Source organism: Xanthomonas sp. WHRI 6106 (assembly GCF_040202405.1).
Taxonomy (GTDB): Bacteria; Pseudomonadota; Gammaproteobacteria; order Xanthomonadales; family Xanthomonadaceae; genus Xanthomonas; species Xanthomonas cannabis.
The window spans coordinates 90,978-109,407 of the sequence record NZ_JBEGFC010000007.1 but is presented as its reverse complement, the minus strand read 5'-3'; the positions used below and the strand labels follow the sequence as shown (position 1 = coordinate 109,407).

Genomic DNA, 18,430 nt, shown 5'->3' with positions numbered 1-18,430 from the left:
CAGGCGAGGGGGCGTTAGTCTAGCTGCTGGCTGGTTTTACCGCATCTTTACATTTGAATGGACGGCGCCCCAGCCCAACGGTTCAGCGCGGCGGGCAGCGGAAGGCGCTGAAACGCTGGCTTCCCTCGGCCGGCTGGCCCTGCGCCTGCACCGCGTTGGCGTTGGCGCCCGGTGCCTCGTTGCGCGCCAGGGTTTCCAGCTCCTCCTGCACCCGCAACGGGTTGCGGTTGTAGAAGCCGACCTTGCTCTTGACCGTCACCACCACCTCGCCCTGCTGCTGACAGCCAGCGGGCACAGGGCCTGCGGGCAGGACCTGCACGCTCTTGCCGCTTTGTTCAATCGGTACCCAGGTGCACGCCGCCGTGGTGGTGGCAACCAGAACAGACAGCATCAGCACGCGCATACGTCATCACACCTGTGGGCAAAGCCGGATTGTGCCGCAGTTGGCCGGCGGCTTCGTGCGCGCCGCGCACCCAGCACACGCCCCCATTCAGCGCACCCGACCGTGGCGAGACGACCGCGTTCCCGCTGACGCAGCGCCATCCGCTGCCCACCGTTGCGTCCGGGTGTCCGGACACGGACACCTGCGGCTGCAAAAAACACCATGAAAAACAATGAGTCCCGGGTGGCACGCGGCTTGCTCAGCTACATGCACACCCAGATGCCGGATTTTAAGCTGACTTTTAGCTGAACATTTAGCCGGGCGACGAAAAAATCCTTGCGCGTACTGAAACGGTGTACTACCTTACTACCACACCACTGATTAACCACACCAAGAGACCTCGCCATGAAGACCCAGACCCTGCGCATCGCCTTCTCCGCCGCCCTGTTTGCCGGCGCCAGCCTGGCCGGTGCCGCCCAAGCGGCCAAGCTGACCACCCTGGACACCGTCCAGGTCCGCCCGGCCGCCGACCAGATTGCCCAGCAGGCCCTGGAACGCAGCAGCGACATCCGCACCCTGAGCGCCGTACAGGTACGCCCGTCGGCCGAGCAGCTGGCTGCACTGGCTGCCGGACAGGCTGGCCCGCGCATCGTCACCCTGGCCGCGGTGCAGGTCCGCCCCTCGGCTGACCAGCGCGCCGAGCTGGTGGTCCGCAGCGCCACCGCCACCACCCAGACCGGCGTTGGCCAGGCGGCTGCGGCCGTCGGTGCGTTGATGGGCCAGGTCATCGTCAACCTGCCGGTGCCGCAGCTGCAGCCCTCGCCCGCCGAACTGGAAGCGCTGGTCAGCGCCACCGTCGGCCTTTGAGCACGCGCGCAGCTACACTTGCGCGCATGCCAGCACCCGTCCTCGATGTCATCCTGTTTCAACCGGAAATTCCGCCCAACACGGGCAATGTGATTCGCTTGTGCGCCAACACCGGCGCGCGCCTGCACCTGATCGAGCCGCTGGGCTTCGACCTCAGTGACAAGCAGCTCAAGCGCGCCGGCCTGGACTATCACGAATACGCACCGTTGCAGGTGCATGCCGATCTGCCAGCCGCTTTGGCGGCCATCGGTCCCAAGCGTGTCTTCGCGCTGAGTACCCGCAGCACGGTGCGCTATGACACTCCGCAGTTCGCCGATGGCGATGCTTTTCTGTTCGGCCCGGAAACGCGCGGTCTGCCGGCCGAGGTGCTGGAGTCGATCCCGCCGCAGCACCGGCTCCGCCTGCCGATGCGCCCGGACAACCGCAGCCTCAATCTGTCCAACACCGTTGCGGTGATGGTGTTCGAAGCCTGGCGGCAGTGGAATTTCGCTGGCGGCCAGTAGCCGCAGATTGCGCGCAACCATACGCGCCGACGCACCCGCGGCCCATGCGCCGGGCCACGTGCACGGCGGGATCTTCAGTGACGCGCATGGATCTCCAACGAAGACTCGCCAACCGTGTTGGCTGTTCGGTCGACGGCGAGAGGCATCCATCGACCGGCCCTGGCGGGAACGATGAGGCATGCCACGTCAGCTGCACGCCCGCGGCGCGTCCTGAGACGACAAGACGCGGTTCCGGTCAAACCACACCTGGCCATCCTCGCCAGCGCAGTGCAGTAACCAAAGCGCAAGCTGCATGGCTGTCGGTCAATCGGCGCGTCCTTGCGCGCATGCCGCGCCGATCACAACACGGTCTGCGCCTGCACCGACGTCGCCGTCTGCAACATGCCTCGGCAACCGGCCCACAACGCCACGGCCAGCAACGCGATCGCGCCCAACGCCAGAAACGCGATGCGGTAGCCGAAGGCATGCGCCAGCCAACCACCGAACGCCGGGCTCAGCGCCGCGCCCACGCCCTGCACCGTCATCACCGCACCCTGGCCGACATTCACGCGCCCGGTGCCTTGCAACAACCGCGCCACCAGCGCCGGCACCACCACGCTTTGCAGGCCGGCGCCCAGCCCATCCAGGATCTGCACCGGGAACACGCCCCAACCATGGATCACCGAGGCCGCCACCAGCGCGCGCAATGGCAACGCCATGAAGGCCACCAGCAGCACCCACCAGTGTCCATGTATCCGAATCCAGCGCATCGCCAACAGTGCAACGACGATCATCGTGGCCTGAGCCACCACGATGGTGGTGGCGGTCAGCGCACTCGGGTCGCCGGCATGCGCCGCCACGATCGCCATGCCGTACAACGGCAGCATCGCCGCATTGCCCAGATGGAACAGCCCCAGCGTGACCGCCAGCAGCGCCAGCGGGCGGCAGGTCAGCAACACGCGCCAGCCACTGAGCGCATCGCCGCCATCGCTGGATGCCAGACCGCGTGCTGCGCGGTGGTCCATCGCCGCGGCTGGAATCGCCAGCACCGCTACCAACGCCAGAACGCCGAAGACCGCAGTCAGCAGGAACACCGCAGCAAAGCCGTAGCGCCAGCCCAACCAGCCGGCCAATACCGCCGCCAGCATGTTGCCGGCATGGTTGGCCACCTGGTTGCGCGCCAGCTGATGGTCGAAGCCGCGCGCCTGTACCAGACCCAGCGTGATACCGGTCAGTGCCGGGCCGATGCCGGCCGCCGCCAAGGCCGAGGCGATCTGCGCGGCAGCCACGCCCGTCGAGGTCGGGCGCAGCCAGATGAGCGCGGTGGCAAGCAGGATCGCCAGACAGCCGATGACCACCACTGCGCGCTTGCGCCGGGTCGCATCCACCAGCGCACCGGCCGGCGTGGTGGCGAGCATGCCGGCCATGCCGCCCATGCTCATCACCGTGCCGATCGCCGCCACCGACCAGCCCTTGGACTGCAGGAACACGCTAAGGAAGGGTCCCAGCCCGTCCTGCACATCGGCCACGCTGAAGTGCAGTGCTTCCAGCGCACGTGTGCCGCGCGGCCTGGCCCTGGTCATCGGCATGGCAGTGCTCCGCTGCCGGATGCACTGCCAGCGCATGCACAGACATGCAGGGCAGACCGCAGGACACGCATCTCAACCGCACGCGGTGGCTGCATGTCCGGCTCCTAGTGTTTGGGTTTGGGCTTGGGCTTGGGTTTATGCGCAGGGCCGTGCGGTGGATGCGCGATCTGCTTCAGCGTCGCCGCCTTGCCACCCAGGGCATGGGCATGGATCAGCACACCATGCGGCGTGGCCTTGGTCTCGCCTTCGGCCAGCAGCGGCTTGCCGACCACCAGCTGCCTGGCGAAGTCGGCACCGGCATGCGGTGGAAACCGCACCGTGACCGCATCGTCCAGCAGCACGCCGTGCACCTGCCCGTGCGGGCCGTGCAGCAGCCGGGTGATGGTGCCGCTGTGCCGGCTGACCTCCGGCTTGGGCGGCTTGCCGGGCGGTTTGGGCTTGGGTTTGGCATGCGGCGCATGTGGGCCTTCGTCGAGGATGCGTTTGCCGCCATCCGGATCGATCGCCAGCGCCACCAGCATGTCCACGTCGCGCGGCTTGAGGCCACGCACGGTGAGCGTGCTGCCCGGCTTGAGCGCCTTCAGCAGCGCGGCCGACAGATGCGGCGGCGTGTGCACCTCGGTGCCGTCGGTGAGCAGCAGGCCGTCGATATCGGCCTTGGGATTGAGCAGGAAACGCGCCAGGGTGCCGTGGGTGGCGGGCAGGAAATCAGGGTCGACCCAATGCATGGAATACTCCGAAGAAGAAACCGGCAACGCCGGTTCAGCCGTTGGCCACGCGCTCGGCGTGGCCAACGGAGGGACAACGCACACGAAACGTGCAGTCCGGCTCAACGGCCGGCCGGCGGAACCGGGGCGCCCGGCGGCGGTGGCGGCAGCGGGCCGTCCGGACGCGGCGCGCTGAACAGCGCACGCAGCGAGGCGCGGTCGCGCCCCACCTGGGTGGCCTCGATCGCACGACCGTCCGGGGTGGCCACACCGAATCCGTTGGCGCTCAGTGGTGCGCCCAGGCGCAGCAGGTCGGTGAACTGCAGCGCCAGATGCGGCGGCATCCGCACTACCGTGCCATCGCTGGCCAGCGCCCCATGGACCTCGCCGGCCGGCCCATAGACCAGGCGCTGGATCGTGCCGTCGGACTGCAGCGGGGTGAGCTGGCCCGGGGTCGGCGGCGGCGGTGGCGGAGCGCCGAAGGCGGGTGGGCGGTCGACCACCTCGCGGCCGCTCCGGCCGGAGCGGATCGAGCTGGCCCGCAGCACGGGCAGATTTCCCAGGCGGAAGCCCTGCACGACCACGTTGTCGCCGCTACGCACAGCCGCCTTCACCGCGGTGGACAGATGCGGTGGAAACCCGACCTGGGTGCCGTCGCGCAACCACAGGCCGTCGACATCGCCATTGGGATTGAGCAGAAAGCGCTCCACGCTCCCGCTCACGCGCACCGGCGTGGCGGCGACGGGGGTCGGCGGGGCCGGCGGGGCCGGCGGGCTGCCGACCGGGCCATTGGGGGCGGGCGGCGGTGGCGGGGCGGCAACCTGGGCGGCAGCGGCGCCGATGGTGCAGGCCAGGGCAATTGCAAGAACGGTCTGACGCATCATGGGAATGTCTCCAGCGCGGGGGAAAGGAGCCGCGTGCCGACAAGCAAAGCAGCAATCATGCCAACCTTTAAATTCCTGTTTTTACAGGACTTTTTCAATCAGATTGCGCAGCGGAGACGTCTGCATTTCATCCACCCTGTCCGCTTCGGGGACACCTGCCGGCTATCTGCGATCACTCCGCGCATGCGTTACAGACCGTATTCCTCCAGCTTGCGATAGAGCAATTGCCGGTGGATTCCAAGCCGCCGCGCGGCCTCGGCACGATTGCCCCGGCTCTGCGCCAGGGCGGACTGGATCATCTGTTTCTCCAGCCGTGCGACGGCCTCCGGCAGGGTTCCGATCGGCTCCGGCGCACTGGCGGGCGGCGGCTCGCTGACCTCGGCCAGTGCCTCGTCCAGATCGGCCGCGTCGATGCTGGCTCCGCGCACCAGCACCTGGCTGCGTTGCATGACATTGCGCAATTCGCGCACGTTGCCGGGCCAGCTGTGCGCGAGCAGGCGCTCTTGCGCGGCAGGCGACAGGCGCTGCGCGCGCGCTGCGCTGGCGCCCAGGAAGTGTCTGGCCAGCAGCAGGATGTCCTGGCCACGCTCGCGCAACGGCGGCAGCTCGATCGGCACCACGTTGAGCCGGTAACGCAGATCGCTGCGAAAGCGTCCATCGGCCACGCAGGCCGCCAGGTCGCGATGGGTGGCGGCCAGCACGCGCACATCCACGTTCTGCGGGCCGCTGCCACCCAACGGCGTCACCTCGCTTTCCTGCAGGAACCGCAGCAGCTTGGCCTGCATCGGCAGTGGCATGTCGCCAATCTCGTCCAAGAACAGCGTGCCGCCGTCGGCCTCACGAATCAGCCCCAGACGGTCGCTGCCGGCGCCGGAAAACGCACCCTTGCGATGGCCGAACAACTCGCTCTCCATCAGCTCCAGCGGAATGGCTGCGCAGTTGACCGCAACGAACGGCGCGTTGGCACGTGGGCTGGCGCGATGCAGGGCGCGTGCGGCCAGCTCCTTGCCGGTACCGGTTTCCCCGGTGATCAACACCGACAACTCGGACGCCGCCGCCAGCCCGATGCGCTTGTGCACCGTGCGCATCGCCGGGCTGTGTCCCACCAGCGCGTCGTCGTCCTCGTCTGGCGCGCGTGGCGTTTGCGTTGCTGCAGCCTGCGCGTCGGCGCGACTGAGCAGCGCACGTTGCACCACCTCGACGATGTCGGCGCGGCCCACCGGCTTGACCAGATGATCGAAAGCGCCCAGCGTCATCGCCTCGATGGTATTGCCGCTGGACACATGGGCGGTGAGCATCACCAGCGGCACCTGACGCGCCTGCGCATCGTCCTGACGCGCACGCAGCACCGCGATGCCGTCCATGCCCGGCATGCGGAAATCCACGAACGCCATGTCGATCCCGCCTTCGCTCAGCCGGGCCAGCCCGTCCGGCCCGTTCTCGGCGCTGACCACCGTGTGCCCGAGCGAGCGCAAGGTGGCCTGCAGGGTCATGCGAAACGCGGCATCGTCGTCGATGATCAGGATGCGCGCCATGGCAACTCCAGGATGAAATGGGTCAGCCCGTCGGCATGCGCGTAGCGCGCCTGCCCGCCATGCGCGCGCGCGATCTCGCGCACCAGCGCCAGCCCCAGGCCATTGCCGTCGCTACGGCCACTGACGAATGGTTCGAACAACTGCGCGGCGATCGGTTCGGCGATTGCAGCGCCGTGGTTGGAGACCTGCAGCTGCAGCGTGCCTTCCACCGCTGCCGCCCGCAGCGTGATCGCACTGCCCGGATCGGCGTGCTGCCCGGCATTGCGCAGCAGGTTGTGCACCGCGCGCCCCAGCTGCTGCGGGTCCAGGGTCCAGTGCAGCGGCGCAGCCGGCAGCAGCAAGCGGGGCGGCGGCGTGCCCGGCGGCAACGGACTCGGCTCCAGCAGCGTGGCCAGCCAGTCCTGCACCACCACCGTCTCCAGGTGCAGGCGGATCGGCTGCACCATGCCGAGCAGGCTCTCGACCACCCCGTCCAGGCGCCGGATCTGCGCCAACATCACCTCCGCATGGGCCGCCGAGTCGGGGGTGGCCTCGCGCTGGGCGATTTCGTTCTCCACCGCCAGCCGCATGGTGGCGATGGGGTTGCGAATCTCGTGCGCCACCGTGGCGGTCATCCGGCCCAGCGCGGCCAGGCGTTCGTGCCGCGACAGTTCGTCGGCCAACCTGCGCGTCTGCACCAGCGCCTGCGCCGTGCGTTGCGCATAGTCATTGACCGCCGCGCCCAGCCGATCCAGTTCCGGCGTACCGGTTGGCGGGATCTGCGGCGTCTCGGTGTCGGCGGCCAGCGCCTGCTCGATGCGCTGCAGGCGCTGGCGCCAGCGCCGCACCACCACGCCCAGCGCAATGGCCGACACCGCCACCATCGCGAAGATCAACAGCATGCCGACGACCAGCGGCCGCCACGCGTCGGCCTTGCTGGCCGGCACCCGCGTCATCGTCCATGCCGCACTGTGCGATGCCAACGGACAGGCGCTGATCAACAGGACCTCGCGGCTGCCGTCGCGGCGGTAGTGCACCGGCGTGTCCTCGCTCACGCTCTGCCGCGCGGTGTTGACGATGGTGGTCCATTCCGCAGCAGGAATGTCGGTCTTGTGGTCGCTCCCGTCGTAAGTGGGGTACGCGTAGGCAACGAAGCCCTTGTGCAGGTCCCACACGCCACCTTCCACACCTGGCGCATCGGCCAGCACCAGGTGCACCACCACCGCAGCCAGGCCCACGCCATCGTCGCCGGTACGCGCCGCCTCGCTCGCCCCGACATAGCGCTGCACGATGCGCGCGCATTGCCCGCTTAATTGCTGCCGCGCTTCCTCCAGCCGCACTCCTTCGGTCTGCCGGTACAAGCCGTACAGCATCGTGGCCACGCCCAGACAGGCGGCCACGACCACCACCCAGATCAGCAACAGTTGCCTTAGCAGCGAACGGGGCATGGACGAAGCGGCCTGAAGAGGGCGGCCAGTGTGCGCGAGTGCAACTGAATTAACGCAGGTTGGTCTTGACCAGTTCGATCACCTCATCGCCACGCCCGCTCATCACCGCCTTGAGCAGGTACAGCCCCATGCCCTTGGCCTGTTCGAGCTTGATTGCGGGCGGCACCGCCAGTTCCTGGGTGGCGATGCGCACATCCACCAGCGCCGGACCAGAATGCGCAAAGGCCTGTCGCAATGCACGTTCCAGTTGCGCCGATTCATCGACACGAATGCCGAGGATGCCCATCGCATTGCTCATCGCGGCAAAGTCCGGATTACGCAGCTCGGTGCCGGTATCCAGATACCCGGCCGCCTTCATCTCCATCGCCACAAATCCCAGCGACGCGTTGTTGAACACGACGATCTTCACCGGCAGATTCAACTGCGCCAACGAAATGAAGTCGCCCATCAGCATCGCAAAGCCGCCATCGCCGGACAGTGAGATCACCTGGCGCCCCGGGAATGCCGCCTGTGCGCCCAGCGCCTGCGGCATCGCGTTGGCCATCGAGCCGTGGTTGAAGGAGCCCAGCAGGCGCCGCTTGCCGTTCATGCGCAGGTAGCGTGCAGCCCACACCGTCGGCGTGCCGACATCGCAGGTGAACACCGCATCCTGATCGGCAATCTGGCTGATCAGCCGGGTCACGAACTGCGGGTGCAGCGGCTCGCCCGGGTCGGCCGGCACCGCCAGATCGTCCAGACCTTCGCGCGCCTTGCGGTAGTGCGCAAGTGATTTTTCAAGGAACCCGCGCTCTTCGCGGCGCTGCAGCTGCGGCAGCAACGCGGCGATGGTTTCACCGACATCCGCGGCAATGCCCAGCTGCAACGGCGTACGCCGCCCGAGCGCGCTCGGGTCGCGGTCCACCTGCACGATGGTGGCGTCCTTCGGATAGAACTGCCGGTACGGAAAGTCCGTGCCCAGCATGAGCAAGGTGTCGCAATTGAGCATTGCGTGGTAGCCGGAACTGAAGCCGATCAAGCCGGTCATGCCCACATCGAAGGGGTTGTCCCATTCCACGTATTCCTTGCCGCGCAGCGCGTGCACAATGGGCGCGCCTAGCGTATCGGCCAGTGCCACCACCGCATCGTGCGCACCGGCACAGCCGCTGCCGCACAACAAGGTGACCGCCTTGCTCTGCTGCAGCAACTCGGCCAGCTGTTGCACGTCTTGCGCGGCGGGCAGCACGCGTGGCGCACGCAGCGCCGGCCATGCGCTGGACAGGTGTTTGTCCACTTCCAGCAGGGCGATATCGCCGGGAATCACCACCACGGCAACGCCTTGCTGCAGGATGGCCGAGCGCATCGCCCGGTGCAGCACCTCCGGCAACTGCGCCGGGTTGGTCACCAGTTCCACGAAGTGGCTGCACTCGCGAAACAGCTCCTGCGGATGGGTTTCCTGAAAATAGTTCAGGCCGATCTCCGAGGACGGAATGTGCGCGGCGATCGCCAGCACCGGCTGGCGGCTGCGGTGACAATCGAACAAGCCATTGATCAAATGCAGGTTGCCCGGCCCGCAGCTTCCCGCGCATACCGCCAGTTCGCCGGTGACCGCCGCTTCGGCGCCTGCGGCAAATGCGGCAACTTCTTCATGGCGCACGTGCATCCACTCGATGGTCTGCATCTCGCGCAGCGCGTCGGTCAGGCCGTTGAGGCTGTCGCCGGTCACACCCCAGATCCGCTCCACCCCCGCGCTCTGCAGTGTCTCGGCCAGAAACCGCGCCAACGTCTTCTTCTTCGCCACGATGTAGCTCCGCACTCATCCAGGAACGTGCAATGCTCCCAGCGGCGATGTCAGTACAATGTGCTGACATGCGGAAGCAGCGGGAATCGCGGGGACTTTGCATTTCTCCACACGCATCTCACATTTGCGCCGCATAACCTTCATGCCGTCACGCTTTACGCGTGCGCTACGCGCATCGCCTGAGCGCTACAAGAAAGCGCAGCTGAATCTGGCGCGATGATTCATTCACTGGTCAGTCCTGAATTCATGTCGCGTTCCATCGAATAACGGAGAATTTACATCTCGGCAGCGAACGGCATCCGCCTCAGCGCCGGCCCAAACCATAAGTACAGGTATCGATCATGAAGAACTCACTGCTGGCCCTCGGCCTCCTCGCAGCCCTGCCGTTTGCGGCCTCCGCTGCTGAAAATCTCTCCTACAACTTCGTCGAAGGCGACTACGTGCGTACGCCGACCGAAGGTCGCGACGCCGACGGTTGGGGCCTGAAGGCGTCCTACGCCGTTGCTCCGAACTTCCACGTGTTTGGCGACTACAGCAAGCAGAACGCTGACGACAACGACAACGTATTCGAAAGCTCGAACTCCGACTTCCAGCAGTGGGGCGTGGGCGTGGGTTACAACCACGAGATCGCCACCAGCACCGACTTCGTTGCGCGCGTTGCCTACCGCAAGCTGGACCTGGACACCCCGAACATCAGCTTCGACGGCTACAGCGTGGAAGCCGGTCTGCGTAACGCCTTTGGCGAGCACTTCGAAGTTTATGCCCTGGCTGGCTACGAAGACTTCTCCAAGAAGCGCGGCATCGACATCGGTGACAATTTCTACGGCCGCCTCGGCGCCCAGGTGAAGTTGAACCAGAACTGGGGCATCAACGGCGACATCCGTATGGATGGCGACGGCAACAAGGAATGGTCGGTCGGCCCGCGCTTCAGCTGGTAAGCCGCACGTTTGACTGCAGCGCGACTCTCTCCCGCGCTGCATCGGAAGCCCGGTCCCCCGACCGGGCTTCTTTCTTTTGTGCGATCGGTGAAGCCAGCAGCAGTTGGCGTCAGATGCCGCATTCGGCGTGGCGTTCGGGCAACGCACCGCGTGCGCATCGTGATCGCAGCGCCATCGGCCCTCGTCGGTTACAGCAAAAAGCCCGGCGGTGCCGGGCTTTTGCATTCTGCGCAGCGCACGCGGCGCGCTGGCTCCACTCAGGTAAACAAGGTGTGCGGGTACTCGGGCTTGCGCTCGCGTGCCAGCAGGCCTTTCAAACCGGCCTCCGGCGTGATTTCGCCGTGCAGGACGGCGCGCACGGCATTGGAGATCGGCAGTTCGATACCATGCTGCTCGGCTTGCCGCATCACCTCGTCGGCGGTCTGCACCGACTCGACCACCTGGCCGATCTCGCGGATTGCATCGGTCAAGCTCTGCCCACGTCCCAACGCCAATCCGAGCCGCCGGTTGCGCGATAGATCGCCGGTGCAGGTGAGCACCAGATCGCCCAGGCCAGCCAAACCCATCAAGGTCTCCGGACGTGCGCCGATCGCCGCAGCCAACCGCAACATCTCGTTCAAGCCGCGGGTGATCAGGCCGGCACGCGCATTGAGGCCGAGCTGCATGCCATCGGCCACACCGGTCGCCACGGCGAGCACGTTCTTCATTGCGCCGCCAAGCTCGGCGCCCACCATGTCATCGCCGGTATAGGCGCGGAAGGTGGGGCCATGCATGGCATCGGCCACGACCTGTGCAAACGCGGCATCGTCGCCGTGCACGGTGATGGCGGTCGGCAGGCCGAGCGTGACTTCCTTGGCGAAGGACGGCCCGGTCACCACGGCCAGCGGAACGGCCGGGCCGAGCTGATCGCGCGCCACTTCATGCAGAAACCGCCCGGACCCAGGCTCGAAGCCCTTGGTTGCCCACGCCACGCCGGCGTTGGCCGGACGCAGCGGTGCAATCAGCCGGATGGTCTCGGTGAAGGCATGCGAAGGCACCACCACCAGGATCCAGGCGGCATCGGCAATCGCTGCCTGCAGGTCGGTGGTGGCACGCAGGCTGTCGGGCAGTGGAATGCCCGGCAGGTAACGCGCGTTCTCGTGGGTGCGGTCGATGGTGTCCACCATCGCCGCATCGCGTCCCCACAGCACGGTCGGATGACCGTGCCTGGCGAGCAGCGCAGCCAACGCCGTGCCCCAGGAGCCGGCGCCGAGCACGGCGATTTTCCGGGTCGACTCGCTCATCGGCGCAGACAGTGCTTAGGCGTTGCCGGCCGGCTCGGAATCGGCCAGCGAGGTGCCTTCGCCCTGACGCTGACGCAGGGTTTCTGCGTACAGCGCTTCGAAGTTGATCGGCTGCAGGTAGAACGGCGGGAAGCCGCCGGCCTGGATCAGGTCGCTGACCAGGGTGCGCACGTACGGGAACAGGATGTTCGGGCACTGCGTGCCGAGCAGCACGTCGATCGCCTGCGGCTCCAGGCCGACCAGGCCGAACACGCCGGCCTGCTGCACTTCGGCCACGTAGGCGGTCTTGCCACCGGCGGTGCAGGTCAGGGTCACGGCCAGCACGACTTCGAAGGCGTTGTCGTTGAGGCGCTGCACCTTCTGGTTGAGGTTCAGCTGCAGCTCGGGCTGGTTGGCATCATTGAAGACAGCCGGTGCATTGGGCGATTCGAAGGACACGTCCTTGACGTAAATCTTTTCGATGGTGAAGGCAGGGCCAGCAGCGGCGTCGGCCGGCGCAGCGGCGCCGTTGAGGATTTCGTCGGACATTCCTAACTCCAGAAACGGTTCGGTGGATGCAGCGTTGAGTGATGCAGACGTGAAAGTGCAAGTCTCTCATGCCAGCAATGGGGGCTTGCGGGGGACCGCACAAGGCGGGTCAGCGGCCCTTGATCAGTGGCAGCTCGGCCATCTGCCAGGCAGCAATGCCACCTTCGAGCCAGTACACCTTCTCGAAGCCGGCTTTCTTCAGCGTCTTGGCCGCACCTGCAGAGGTGTTGCCGCTGCGGCAGACCACCACCACGGGAGACGCCTTGGCATTGGCATTGGCCAGCAGCTTGCTGGCCGGGTCGAACTTGGCCAGCGCCACGTTGCGGCTGCCGGCGATATGGCCCTTTTCGAAATCGGCGGTGGGCGACAGGTCGATCACCAGCGCGTCTTCGCTGTTGATCAGGCGGGTCAGCTCGGCCGGCTTGAGTGCGCGGTACCCACGGAACAGGCGCGCGACCTCGGTGACGATCAGGGCGATGGTCAGGCCCACCAGGGCCAGCGACAACATGGGGTTGCGGCCGACAAAGGCCTGCAGCTCTTCGAAATTCACGGGGTCAGGGTCAGTCAAGCGGGCGGGAATTGTCGCACAGCTGGCGCACGCGACGGCCAGCGCGCGCAGGGCCGGGCTACTGGCCCTTCCACAGGTCGGGCAGGCCGTTGGCCAGCCACCAGCGTTTGTGCTCGGCGTCCCAGCGCCACAGCTCGATGCTGCGCACCAGCCGCTCGGCCTGGGTATTGCGGTTGATCACGCGCAGTTCGACCTCGCGGCGCAGGTCGCCATTGGCGTCTTCGCCCACGCGCAGCTCGCGGTAACCGGAAATCTGCACCTGCTCGTAGCGCGAACGTTCCAGGTCGCTGAGCGGATGCGCCTGCGCATAGGTTGGTTCGACAAAACCCTGCGCAGCATCGAAATCGCTCCAGCGCACTGCCGCCGTGTAGGCGGCCTGGGTGGTTTCCAGCGCGCGCGCCTGGGCGCGGCTGCCCGCGCTGGCCACCCCGCTCAGCATCGCCAGCCCCAGCAGGACGAGTGCTCCAATGACTGCACGCATGCGTAATCCCCCTTCCATCCAGCCCGCATCCTACCGTTTTGGAAACGCCACGAAGCGCCCGCTCAACGTGGCCGCTGCCGCGCCGGACCCCAGCGCGATCTGCGCGCGCATGCCGATACGCGCCTTGCCGCGCTGCCGGAAGGTGGACAGAAACGCATCCCAACCGCCCAGCTCGGCCGGCGCGGCGTCGGCCACGAGTTCTTCATAGACGGGCGCGACGTAGCGCAGCTGGCTGTCGGCGACATACACGTCGGCTTCGTGCCCGGCCAGTTGCAGTTGCAGCGTCAGCCACCCCCAGCTAGCCAAGGTCATCAGCGAGGCCAGGCTGCCGCCGAACGCGTTGGCCTTGTCGTTGACGTTGGCCCGCAGCGGCGCGCGCAGGCGCAGCGCGCCGTCGTGCAGCCCGTCGACGGCAATGCCCATCGACAGCACCGGCGGCATGGCGATGAACTGCTGCTGCAGCGACTGCAGGGCGGAGACGAGCGTGCACGAAGGAGTCATCGGAAAGGCAGGAAGACGGCGAAGGGCGGCATCATGCCGCAATGTCCGGCAAGCGTCTTGTGCTGTTCGATGACATGCGGTACCGCATGGTGAACGCGTGCAGCATTGCGGTGCGCGTCGTGTCCGCCGATGCCACATCGAACAGGAGCGCTTGCCCGCGCCAATCGCCGGTCGGACACCACTCCTGCACGCGCAGATGCGGCCCGCATGCGCGCTCCGTGCACATGCGCGACGGCTCCGCCATCGGCAATGCGCACGCGTGCTGCAGCGGCGTTTCAAGGTGCGAACCCCACCTTGCGATAGCCCTGCGCCACGCGCAACAGGGCCGTCGCCTTGGCCTTCCAATGCGCGCTGCGTTGCTTCTGCGCCTGGGTCAGCGGTGCGTCGATGGTGCTGGTGAACACGATCTGCTCCGGCGCTGCGTGGAAGAACTTGTCCTGGATGCAGGCCGCCGGCGACAGCTGGTAGGTGGATAGCTGCTGCGCCACCGGCGATTCGTTCCAGCCGAACAGGAAGATGTCGGCCATGGTGTGCCAGCGCGTCTGCGCCGCCAGCAGCAGGCGCGCCGCATCGCGGCTGATGATCAACGCACCGGCGCACACCGGCCAGCAATGCTGGTGAGGCGATGGACGCACCAAGCGCAGCTGGCGCCCGGCCACGTCGGCGACCTTGGCATCGAGCTTGATCCGGTTGTAGGACGGCTCCAGCCGCACGATGCTGTTGCCTGGCGGGAGCCAGTCGGTGCTGCGCAACAGCACCGGCAGCGCATCGGACAGATGCATGTCGTCTTCGAAGATGGCGGTGTAGGCATCGTCGGACTCGGCCGCGATACGCCACGCGGCGTGGTGGCTCAAAAAGCAGCCGATATTGGAGGCGGTCCATCTCCGGGGGCCGGCGCTGTAGGCATCGCCGGATCCCTCGAGCGGGCGCTCACGCACGAAATCGGCGATCTGCTCCGGGCTCAAGGTGGCGCCATCGACGGCCGGAAGACGCTCAAACGGCAAGCCAAGCGCCTGGAACCGCGCCGACATCGCCTGCAGACGGTCGCCGCTGCGCTGCATGTTGATGAGGTAGGACTTGATCACGCGCCGCTCCAGCTCGATTGTCGTGGCGGATCGTGGCGCGATTGCGCGTATTTGCAAGAGGGGTGGAAATGCGCGTCAAGTCTCGGAGTGATCCGGGCCAGGCTGGGCCCGGGTACGTCCTGGAATGACAGGCCAGGGCGAACAAATCGCCGAGCGCGACATCGCCGTCGCGCTGCACCCGCACAGCGGCCAGGCAGCTCTCGCATAATCGCCCCATGACCCGCCCTGTCCCTGCCACCGCTGCCTGGACCCTGATCTCGCTGCGGCCCAGCGGTGAACACGGCCCGCTGCGACGTGCCGCCGCGCGCCATGGCGCCCGCGTCCTTGCCCTGTCGCCGTGGCGGCTGACACCGAATGACACCGACCAGTCACGCACTGCCCTGCACCAGGCGCTGCGGGCACCGATCGTGGTGTTCACCAGCCCGGCCGCAGTCCAGGTAGCACATCGGCTTGCGCCCTTGCAGCGACCGCCGCAGGCACAGTGGGTCAGCGTGGGCGACGGCACCGCGCGCGCCCTGCATGCCTGCGGTATCGACGAGGTGGTGCGCCCGTCCCGCATGGACAGCGAAGGCCTGCTCGCCCTGCCGCTGTTCCAGCCGCCACTGTCATCGGTGGGGCTGGTCACCGCACCGGGCGGGCGCGGCATGCTTGCCCCCGCGCTGGAACAGCGTGGCGCGCGCATCCTGCGCGCCGATGTCTACCAACGCCTCGCGCTGCCCTTGCGCGCCGGGCAAGTAAAGGCACTGGCCGCCGCAATGCCGCGCAGCGTCCTGGCCCTGAGCAGTGCCGAGGCGCTGGCATTGGTGCTGCAGCAACTTCCGCATGCGTTGGTCCAGGCATGGTGGCAACAGCCAGTGGTGGCGTCCAGCGATCGCATGCTCGCGTCAGCGCAGGCCGCCGGTTTCACCCACGTGGCGCGTGCAGAGGGCCCACTGCCGGTGCAGTTGGCCGCTGCGGCAGCTGCCGTCGTGACATTGTCGCGACCTTGCTGAACTGCGAACTCAAGCACAGCTTGCGGGCGTCTGCCGGCGCACGCCATGCTGTGTGGGATGACTGCGGCGCCTGCGCCCGTTGTGACCGCCCGAGGATGTCCGAATGACCGAAGTCCCCGCTTCCCCGCGACGCTTTCCGCTGGCCTGGCTGCTGCTTGCAGTGGCGGTGGTCGCCGTGGGCGTGGCGCTGTTTCTGGGCTGGCGCGCATGGCAGAGCTATCAAACAGCGCAGCTGCAGGCGGCGCAGGCACAGCAGCAGCGCTGGGATGGCACGCAGCAGTTGCTGGAAACGCTGCGACGCGATCAACGCCTGGCCAACGAGCGGCTGCAGGATGCGGCAGCGACCAACCGCGTGCTGCGCGACGAAATGCTGGGCCTGAGCCAGCGTAGCGCCTTGCTCGAAGACACCGTGCAGAAGCTGGCCGACCCCAATCGTCACGGCGCACAGGCATTGCGGCTGGATGAAGTGGAGCTGCTGCTGCGGCTCGGCCAGCAACGGCTCAGCATCGCCGGCGATGCCGATGGCGCACGCCGCGCCTACGCGCTGGCCAATGGCGCGCTCAATGGCATCGACGATCCGGGCTATCTCAACCTGCGCCAGGCCCTGGTGCAGGAGCGCGATGCCCTGGACCGCCTCGGCGCCGGCCCGCAGGCGCAGGCGGGGCAGACGCTGGACCGCATCGCCGCCGATCTGCAGCACCTGCCCGAACAGTCCGCACAGGCCAGCGACGCGGCCAGACCGTGGTGGCAGAAGGTGCTCGCACCGCTGGTGGATATCCGGCCCAACCGCGGCGATGCGCCGCTGACCCACAGCGACCGCCATGCCGCCGGCGATGCGCTGCAGATCGAACTCAGCCTGGCCCGCGCGGCCGCAGAACGCGGCGATGCGGACGGCTTTGCACACGCGCTGCGCCGCGTGGACACCTGGACCACCCGGCTGTGGCCGGAGTCGCCGCAACGTGCGCAGGTGCTTGCACGCCTGCGCACCTTGCAACAAGCGCCACTGCGTCCGCGCCTGCCGGAACTGGGCACCACCCTGCTGCAACTGCAGGCCATGCGTGAAGGGAGATCCACCCAATGAAAGTGTTGCGTACCGTCTTGATCCTGCTGGTGGCCGTGGCACTGGGCGTGCTCGGTGCGCAGTGGCTGTCGCACCAGAACAGTTACGACCTGGGCAATGTCGTGGTCAGCGTCGGTGGCAACGACTACCGCGCCGCGATGCCGCAGGCGGTGTTGATCCTGATCATCGCGCTGCTGGTGCTGTGGCTGTTGTGGACGTTGATCAGCCTGCCGTTCCGGGTGTGGGGCAAGTACCGCCGCAAGAAAGGCCGCGCACGCCTGATCGAAGGCCTGCGCGCCGCCGACCACGGCCAGTGGCAACGCGCCGAACGTTTGCTGGTCACTGCCAGCGAAGACGATGAAGTCAGCGGGATTGCGCTGGCGAGCGCAGTACGTGTGGCCGATGCACGCGGTGACGAGGCCTCGGCCAATGCGCTTGCGCAGCAGTTGGCCGAGCGCGACCCCACCGCGCATGCGCTGTTGCAGGGCGAACGACATCTGGCGCGGCAACGCCCGGTGGAAGCGATCAATGCACTCGATGCCGCCAATGCGCAGCCGCTGCCGGCGCGCGGGCTGTTGCTGCGCACGCATGCGCTGACCAAGATCGGCCGTGCCGATGAGGCCTACGGCCAGCTCGGCGCCCTGCGTCAGCAAGCGGTGCTGGCACCGGAGGCCTACGGCGCACTGGAAGCCACGCTGGCCGAACAGACCCTGTTGCAGGCCGGCGATGCCAATGCGCTGGCCGAGCGCTGGGAAGCCTTGCCCAAGCCGCTGCGCACCTATCCCGCCGTGGTCGGGGCCTATGCGCAACGGGCAGCGGTGCTGCACTGGGATGACGCCGCCGTGCATAGCCTGGAACAGGCACTGGATGCGCAGTGGGACGAGTCGCTGGTGCGCCTGTACGGCGTGCTGCCGCTGGAAAAATACGATTCGCGCCGGGCCAGTGCACAGCGCTGGCTCACCCAGTACCCGGACAGCCCGGGCTTGCTGTTGACGCTGGCACGCCTGGCACGCCATCAGCAGCAGTGGTCGCAGGCCGAAGAATTCCTGCACCGTGCCATCGCCACCGGCGCCGGCGCCGATGCGTGGGAGGAGCTCGGGCATGGCTTTGCGGCTGCCGGCGACCTGCTCTCCGCCCAGCATTGCTACGCCAATGCCTTGCGCGCCGCACGCGGCGAGCCGGTGCAGCAAGGCATGCCGCAGCAGTCATTGCGCGGTCCGATCGTGTCGGTGGGGCCAACGCCTGCGGCCGACCCGTTTGCGCCCCCACCGGACGACCGGATTCTGTGACACGGGCTCAGGCCGTGGATATGACGGCGCTGGGCCGTCGCGGCAGATAGACAGC

The 18,430-nt window shown here is 67.3% G+C and carries 18 protein-coding genes and 1 pseudogene; 6 read left to right on the top strand and 13 right to left on the bottom strand.

All coding sequences use genetic code 11. The features are described from left to right. Positions 1–82 precede the first annotated feature (82 nt). A complete protein-coding gene (locus ABQZ09_RS12140; RefSeq protein ID WP_039406865.1) occupies positions 83–403 on the bottom strand; it encodes a DUF4156 domain-containing protein in 321 nt (106 codons plus the stop codon). 384 nt (positions 404–787) lie between these two features. Here ABQZ09_RS12140 and ABQZ09_RS12135 point away from each other — a divergent pair, with 384 nt between their 5' ends. Next, complete coding sequence (locus tag ABQZ09_RS12135; protein WP_349776990.1) at positions 788–1,249, top strand: XAC0231 family protein; 462 nt, start codon at positions 788–790, stop codon at positions 1,247–1,249. A 26-nt stretch (positions 1,250–1,275) separates the two neighbouring features. Further along, positions 1,276–1,752, top strand: coding sequence for a tRNA (cytidine(34)-2'-O)-methyltransferase (locus ABQZ09_RS12130; RefSeq protein WP_039406870.1), 477 nt, complete (start codon positions 1,276–1,278; stop codon positions 1,750–1,752). Between the two features lie 338 nt (positions 1,753–2,090). Here ABQZ09_RS12130 and ABQZ09_RS12125 read toward each other — a convergent pair whose 3' ends face one another. The 6 genes from ABQZ09_RS12125 to poxB all read right to left on the bottom strand — a co-directional run bounded on the left by ABQZ09_RS12125 (position 2,091) and on the right by poxB (position 9,632). Beyond that, entirely contained in the window at positions 2,091–3,320 is a 1,230-nt protein-coding gene (locus tag ABQZ09_RS12125; protein ID WP_349776989.1) for an MFS transporter, read from the bottom strand. 104 nt (positions 3,321–3,424) lie between these two features. After that, on the bottom strand, positions 3,425–4,048 hold the full coding sequence (locus ABQZ09_RS12120; protein WP_349776988.1) for a hypothetical protein: 624 nt from the start codon (positions 4,046–4,048) through the stop codon (positions 3,425–3,427). A gap of 101 nt (positions 4,049–4,149) precedes the next feature. Continuing rightward, complete coding sequence (locus tag ABQZ09_RS12115; RefSeq protein WP_349776987.1) at positions 4,150–4,911, bottom strand: hypothetical protein; 762 nt, start codon at positions 4,909–4,911, stop codon at positions 4,150–4,152. A gap of 188 nt (positions 4,912–5,099) precedes the next feature. Further along, positions 5,100–6,446: a sigma-54-dependent transcriptional regulator gene (locus ABQZ09_RS12110; protein WP_349776986.1), complete on the bottom strand. Its 1,347-nt coding sequence runs from the start codon at positions 6,444–6,446 to the stop codon at positions 5,100–5,102. Next, on the bottom strand, positions 6,431–7,873 hold the full coding sequence (locus ABQZ09_RS12105) for a sensor histidine kinase (protein WP_349776985.1): 1,443 nt from the start codon (positions 7,871–7,873) through the stop codon (positions 6,431–6,433). The genes ABQZ09_RS12110 and ABQZ09_RS12105 overlap by 16 nt, the downstream gene beginning before the upstream one ends. A gap of 49 nt (positions 7,874–7,922) precedes the next feature. Beyond that, positions 7,923–9,632 (bottom strand): ubiquinone-dependent pyruvate dehydrogenase, encoded by a 1,710-nt coding sequence (gene poxB, locus ABQZ09_RS12100; RefSeq protein WP_349777046.1) that lies wholly within the window; start codon positions 9,630–9,632, stop codon positions 7,923–7,925. Between the two features lie 359 nt (positions 9,633–9,991). Here poxB and ABQZ09_RS12095 point away from each other — a divergent pair, with 359 nt between their 5' ends. After that, a complete protein-coding gene (locus ABQZ09_RS12095; protein ID WP_039415115.1) occupies positions 9,992–10,588 on the top strand; it encodes an OmpO family porin in 597 nt (198 codons plus the stop codon). Positions 10,589–10,845: 257 nt separating this feature from the next. On the opposite strand, the gene ABQZ09_RS12090 is transcribed toward ABQZ09_RS12095, so the two are convergent. The 6 genes from ABQZ09_RS12090 to ABQZ09_RS12065 form a co-directional block, all read right to left on the bottom strand. Continuing rightward, positions 10,846–11,871 carry an NAD(P)H-dependent glycerol-3-phosphate dehydrogenase gene (locus ABQZ09_RS12090; protein WP_349776984.1) on the bottom strand — a complete coding sequence of 342 codons (1,026 nt, stop codon included), beginning with the start codon at positions 11,869–11,871 and terminating at the stop codon, positions 10,846–10,848. Between the two features lie 15 nt (positions 11,872–11,886). Next, on the bottom strand, positions 11,887–12,399 hold the full coding sequence (gene secB, locus ABQZ09_RS12085) for a protein-export chaperone SecB (RefSeq protein WP_039565876.1): 513 nt from the start codon (positions 12,397–12,399) through the stop codon (positions 11,887–11,889). A gap of 109 nt (positions 12,400–12,508) precedes the next feature. Continuing rightward, positions 12,509–12,949 carry a rhodanese-like domain-containing protein gene (locus ABQZ09_RS12080; protein ID WP_126936691.1) on the bottom strand — a complete coding sequence of 147 codons (441 nt, stop codon included), beginning with the start codon at positions 12,947–12,949 and terminating at the stop codon, positions 12,509–12,511. Between the two features lie 76 nt (positions 12,950–13,025). Further along, positions 13,026–13,448, bottom strand: coding sequence for a hypothetical protein (locus ABQZ09_RS12075; RefSeq protein WP_349776983.1), 423 nt, complete (start codon positions 13,446–13,448; stop codon positions 13,026–13,028). Positions 13,449–13,478: 30 nt separating this feature from the next. Further along, positions 13,479–13,949 (bottom strand): YiiD C-terminal domain-containing protein, encoded by a 471-nt coding sequence (locus ABQZ09_RS12070; protein ID WP_349776982.1) that lies wholly within the window; start codon positions 13,947–13,949, stop codon positions 13,479–13,481. Positions 13,950–14,224: 275 nt separating this feature from the next. Further along, the gene (locus ABQZ09_RS12065) at positions 14,225–15,034 is read right to left on the bottom strand and encodes a glycosyltransferase family 25 protein (RefSeq protein WP_184553604.1); all 810 of its coding nucleotides are present in this window, start codon (positions 15,032–15,034) and stop codon (positions 14,225–14,227) included. Between the two features lie 197 nt (positions 15,035–15,231). Here ABQZ09_RS12065 and ABQZ09_RS12060 point away from each other — a divergent pair. From ABQZ09_RS12060 to ABQZ09_RS12050, 3 genes and pseudogenes are all read left to right on the top strand, one after another. Further along, positions 15,232–16,026: pseudogene (locus tag ABQZ09_RS12060) on the top strand (uroporphyrinogen-III synthase); the annotation flags it as partial. A gap of 103 nt (positions 16,027–16,129) precedes the next feature. Next, a complete protein-coding gene (locus ABQZ09_RS12055; protein ID WP_349776981.1) occupies positions 16,130–17,107 on the top strand; it encodes a uroporphyrinogen-III C-methyltransferase in 978 nt (325 codons plus the stop codon). Further along, positions 17,104–18,375: a heme biosynthesis protein HemY gene (locus tag ABQZ09_RS12050; protein WP_349776980.1), complete on the top strand. Its 1,272-nt coding sequence runs from the start codon at positions 17,104–17,106 to the stop codon at positions 18,373–18,375. Before ABQZ09_RS12055 ends, ABQZ09_RS12050 begins: the two co-directional genes overlap by 4 nt. The last annotated feature ends 55 nt before the right edge of the window (positions 18,376–18,430 follow it).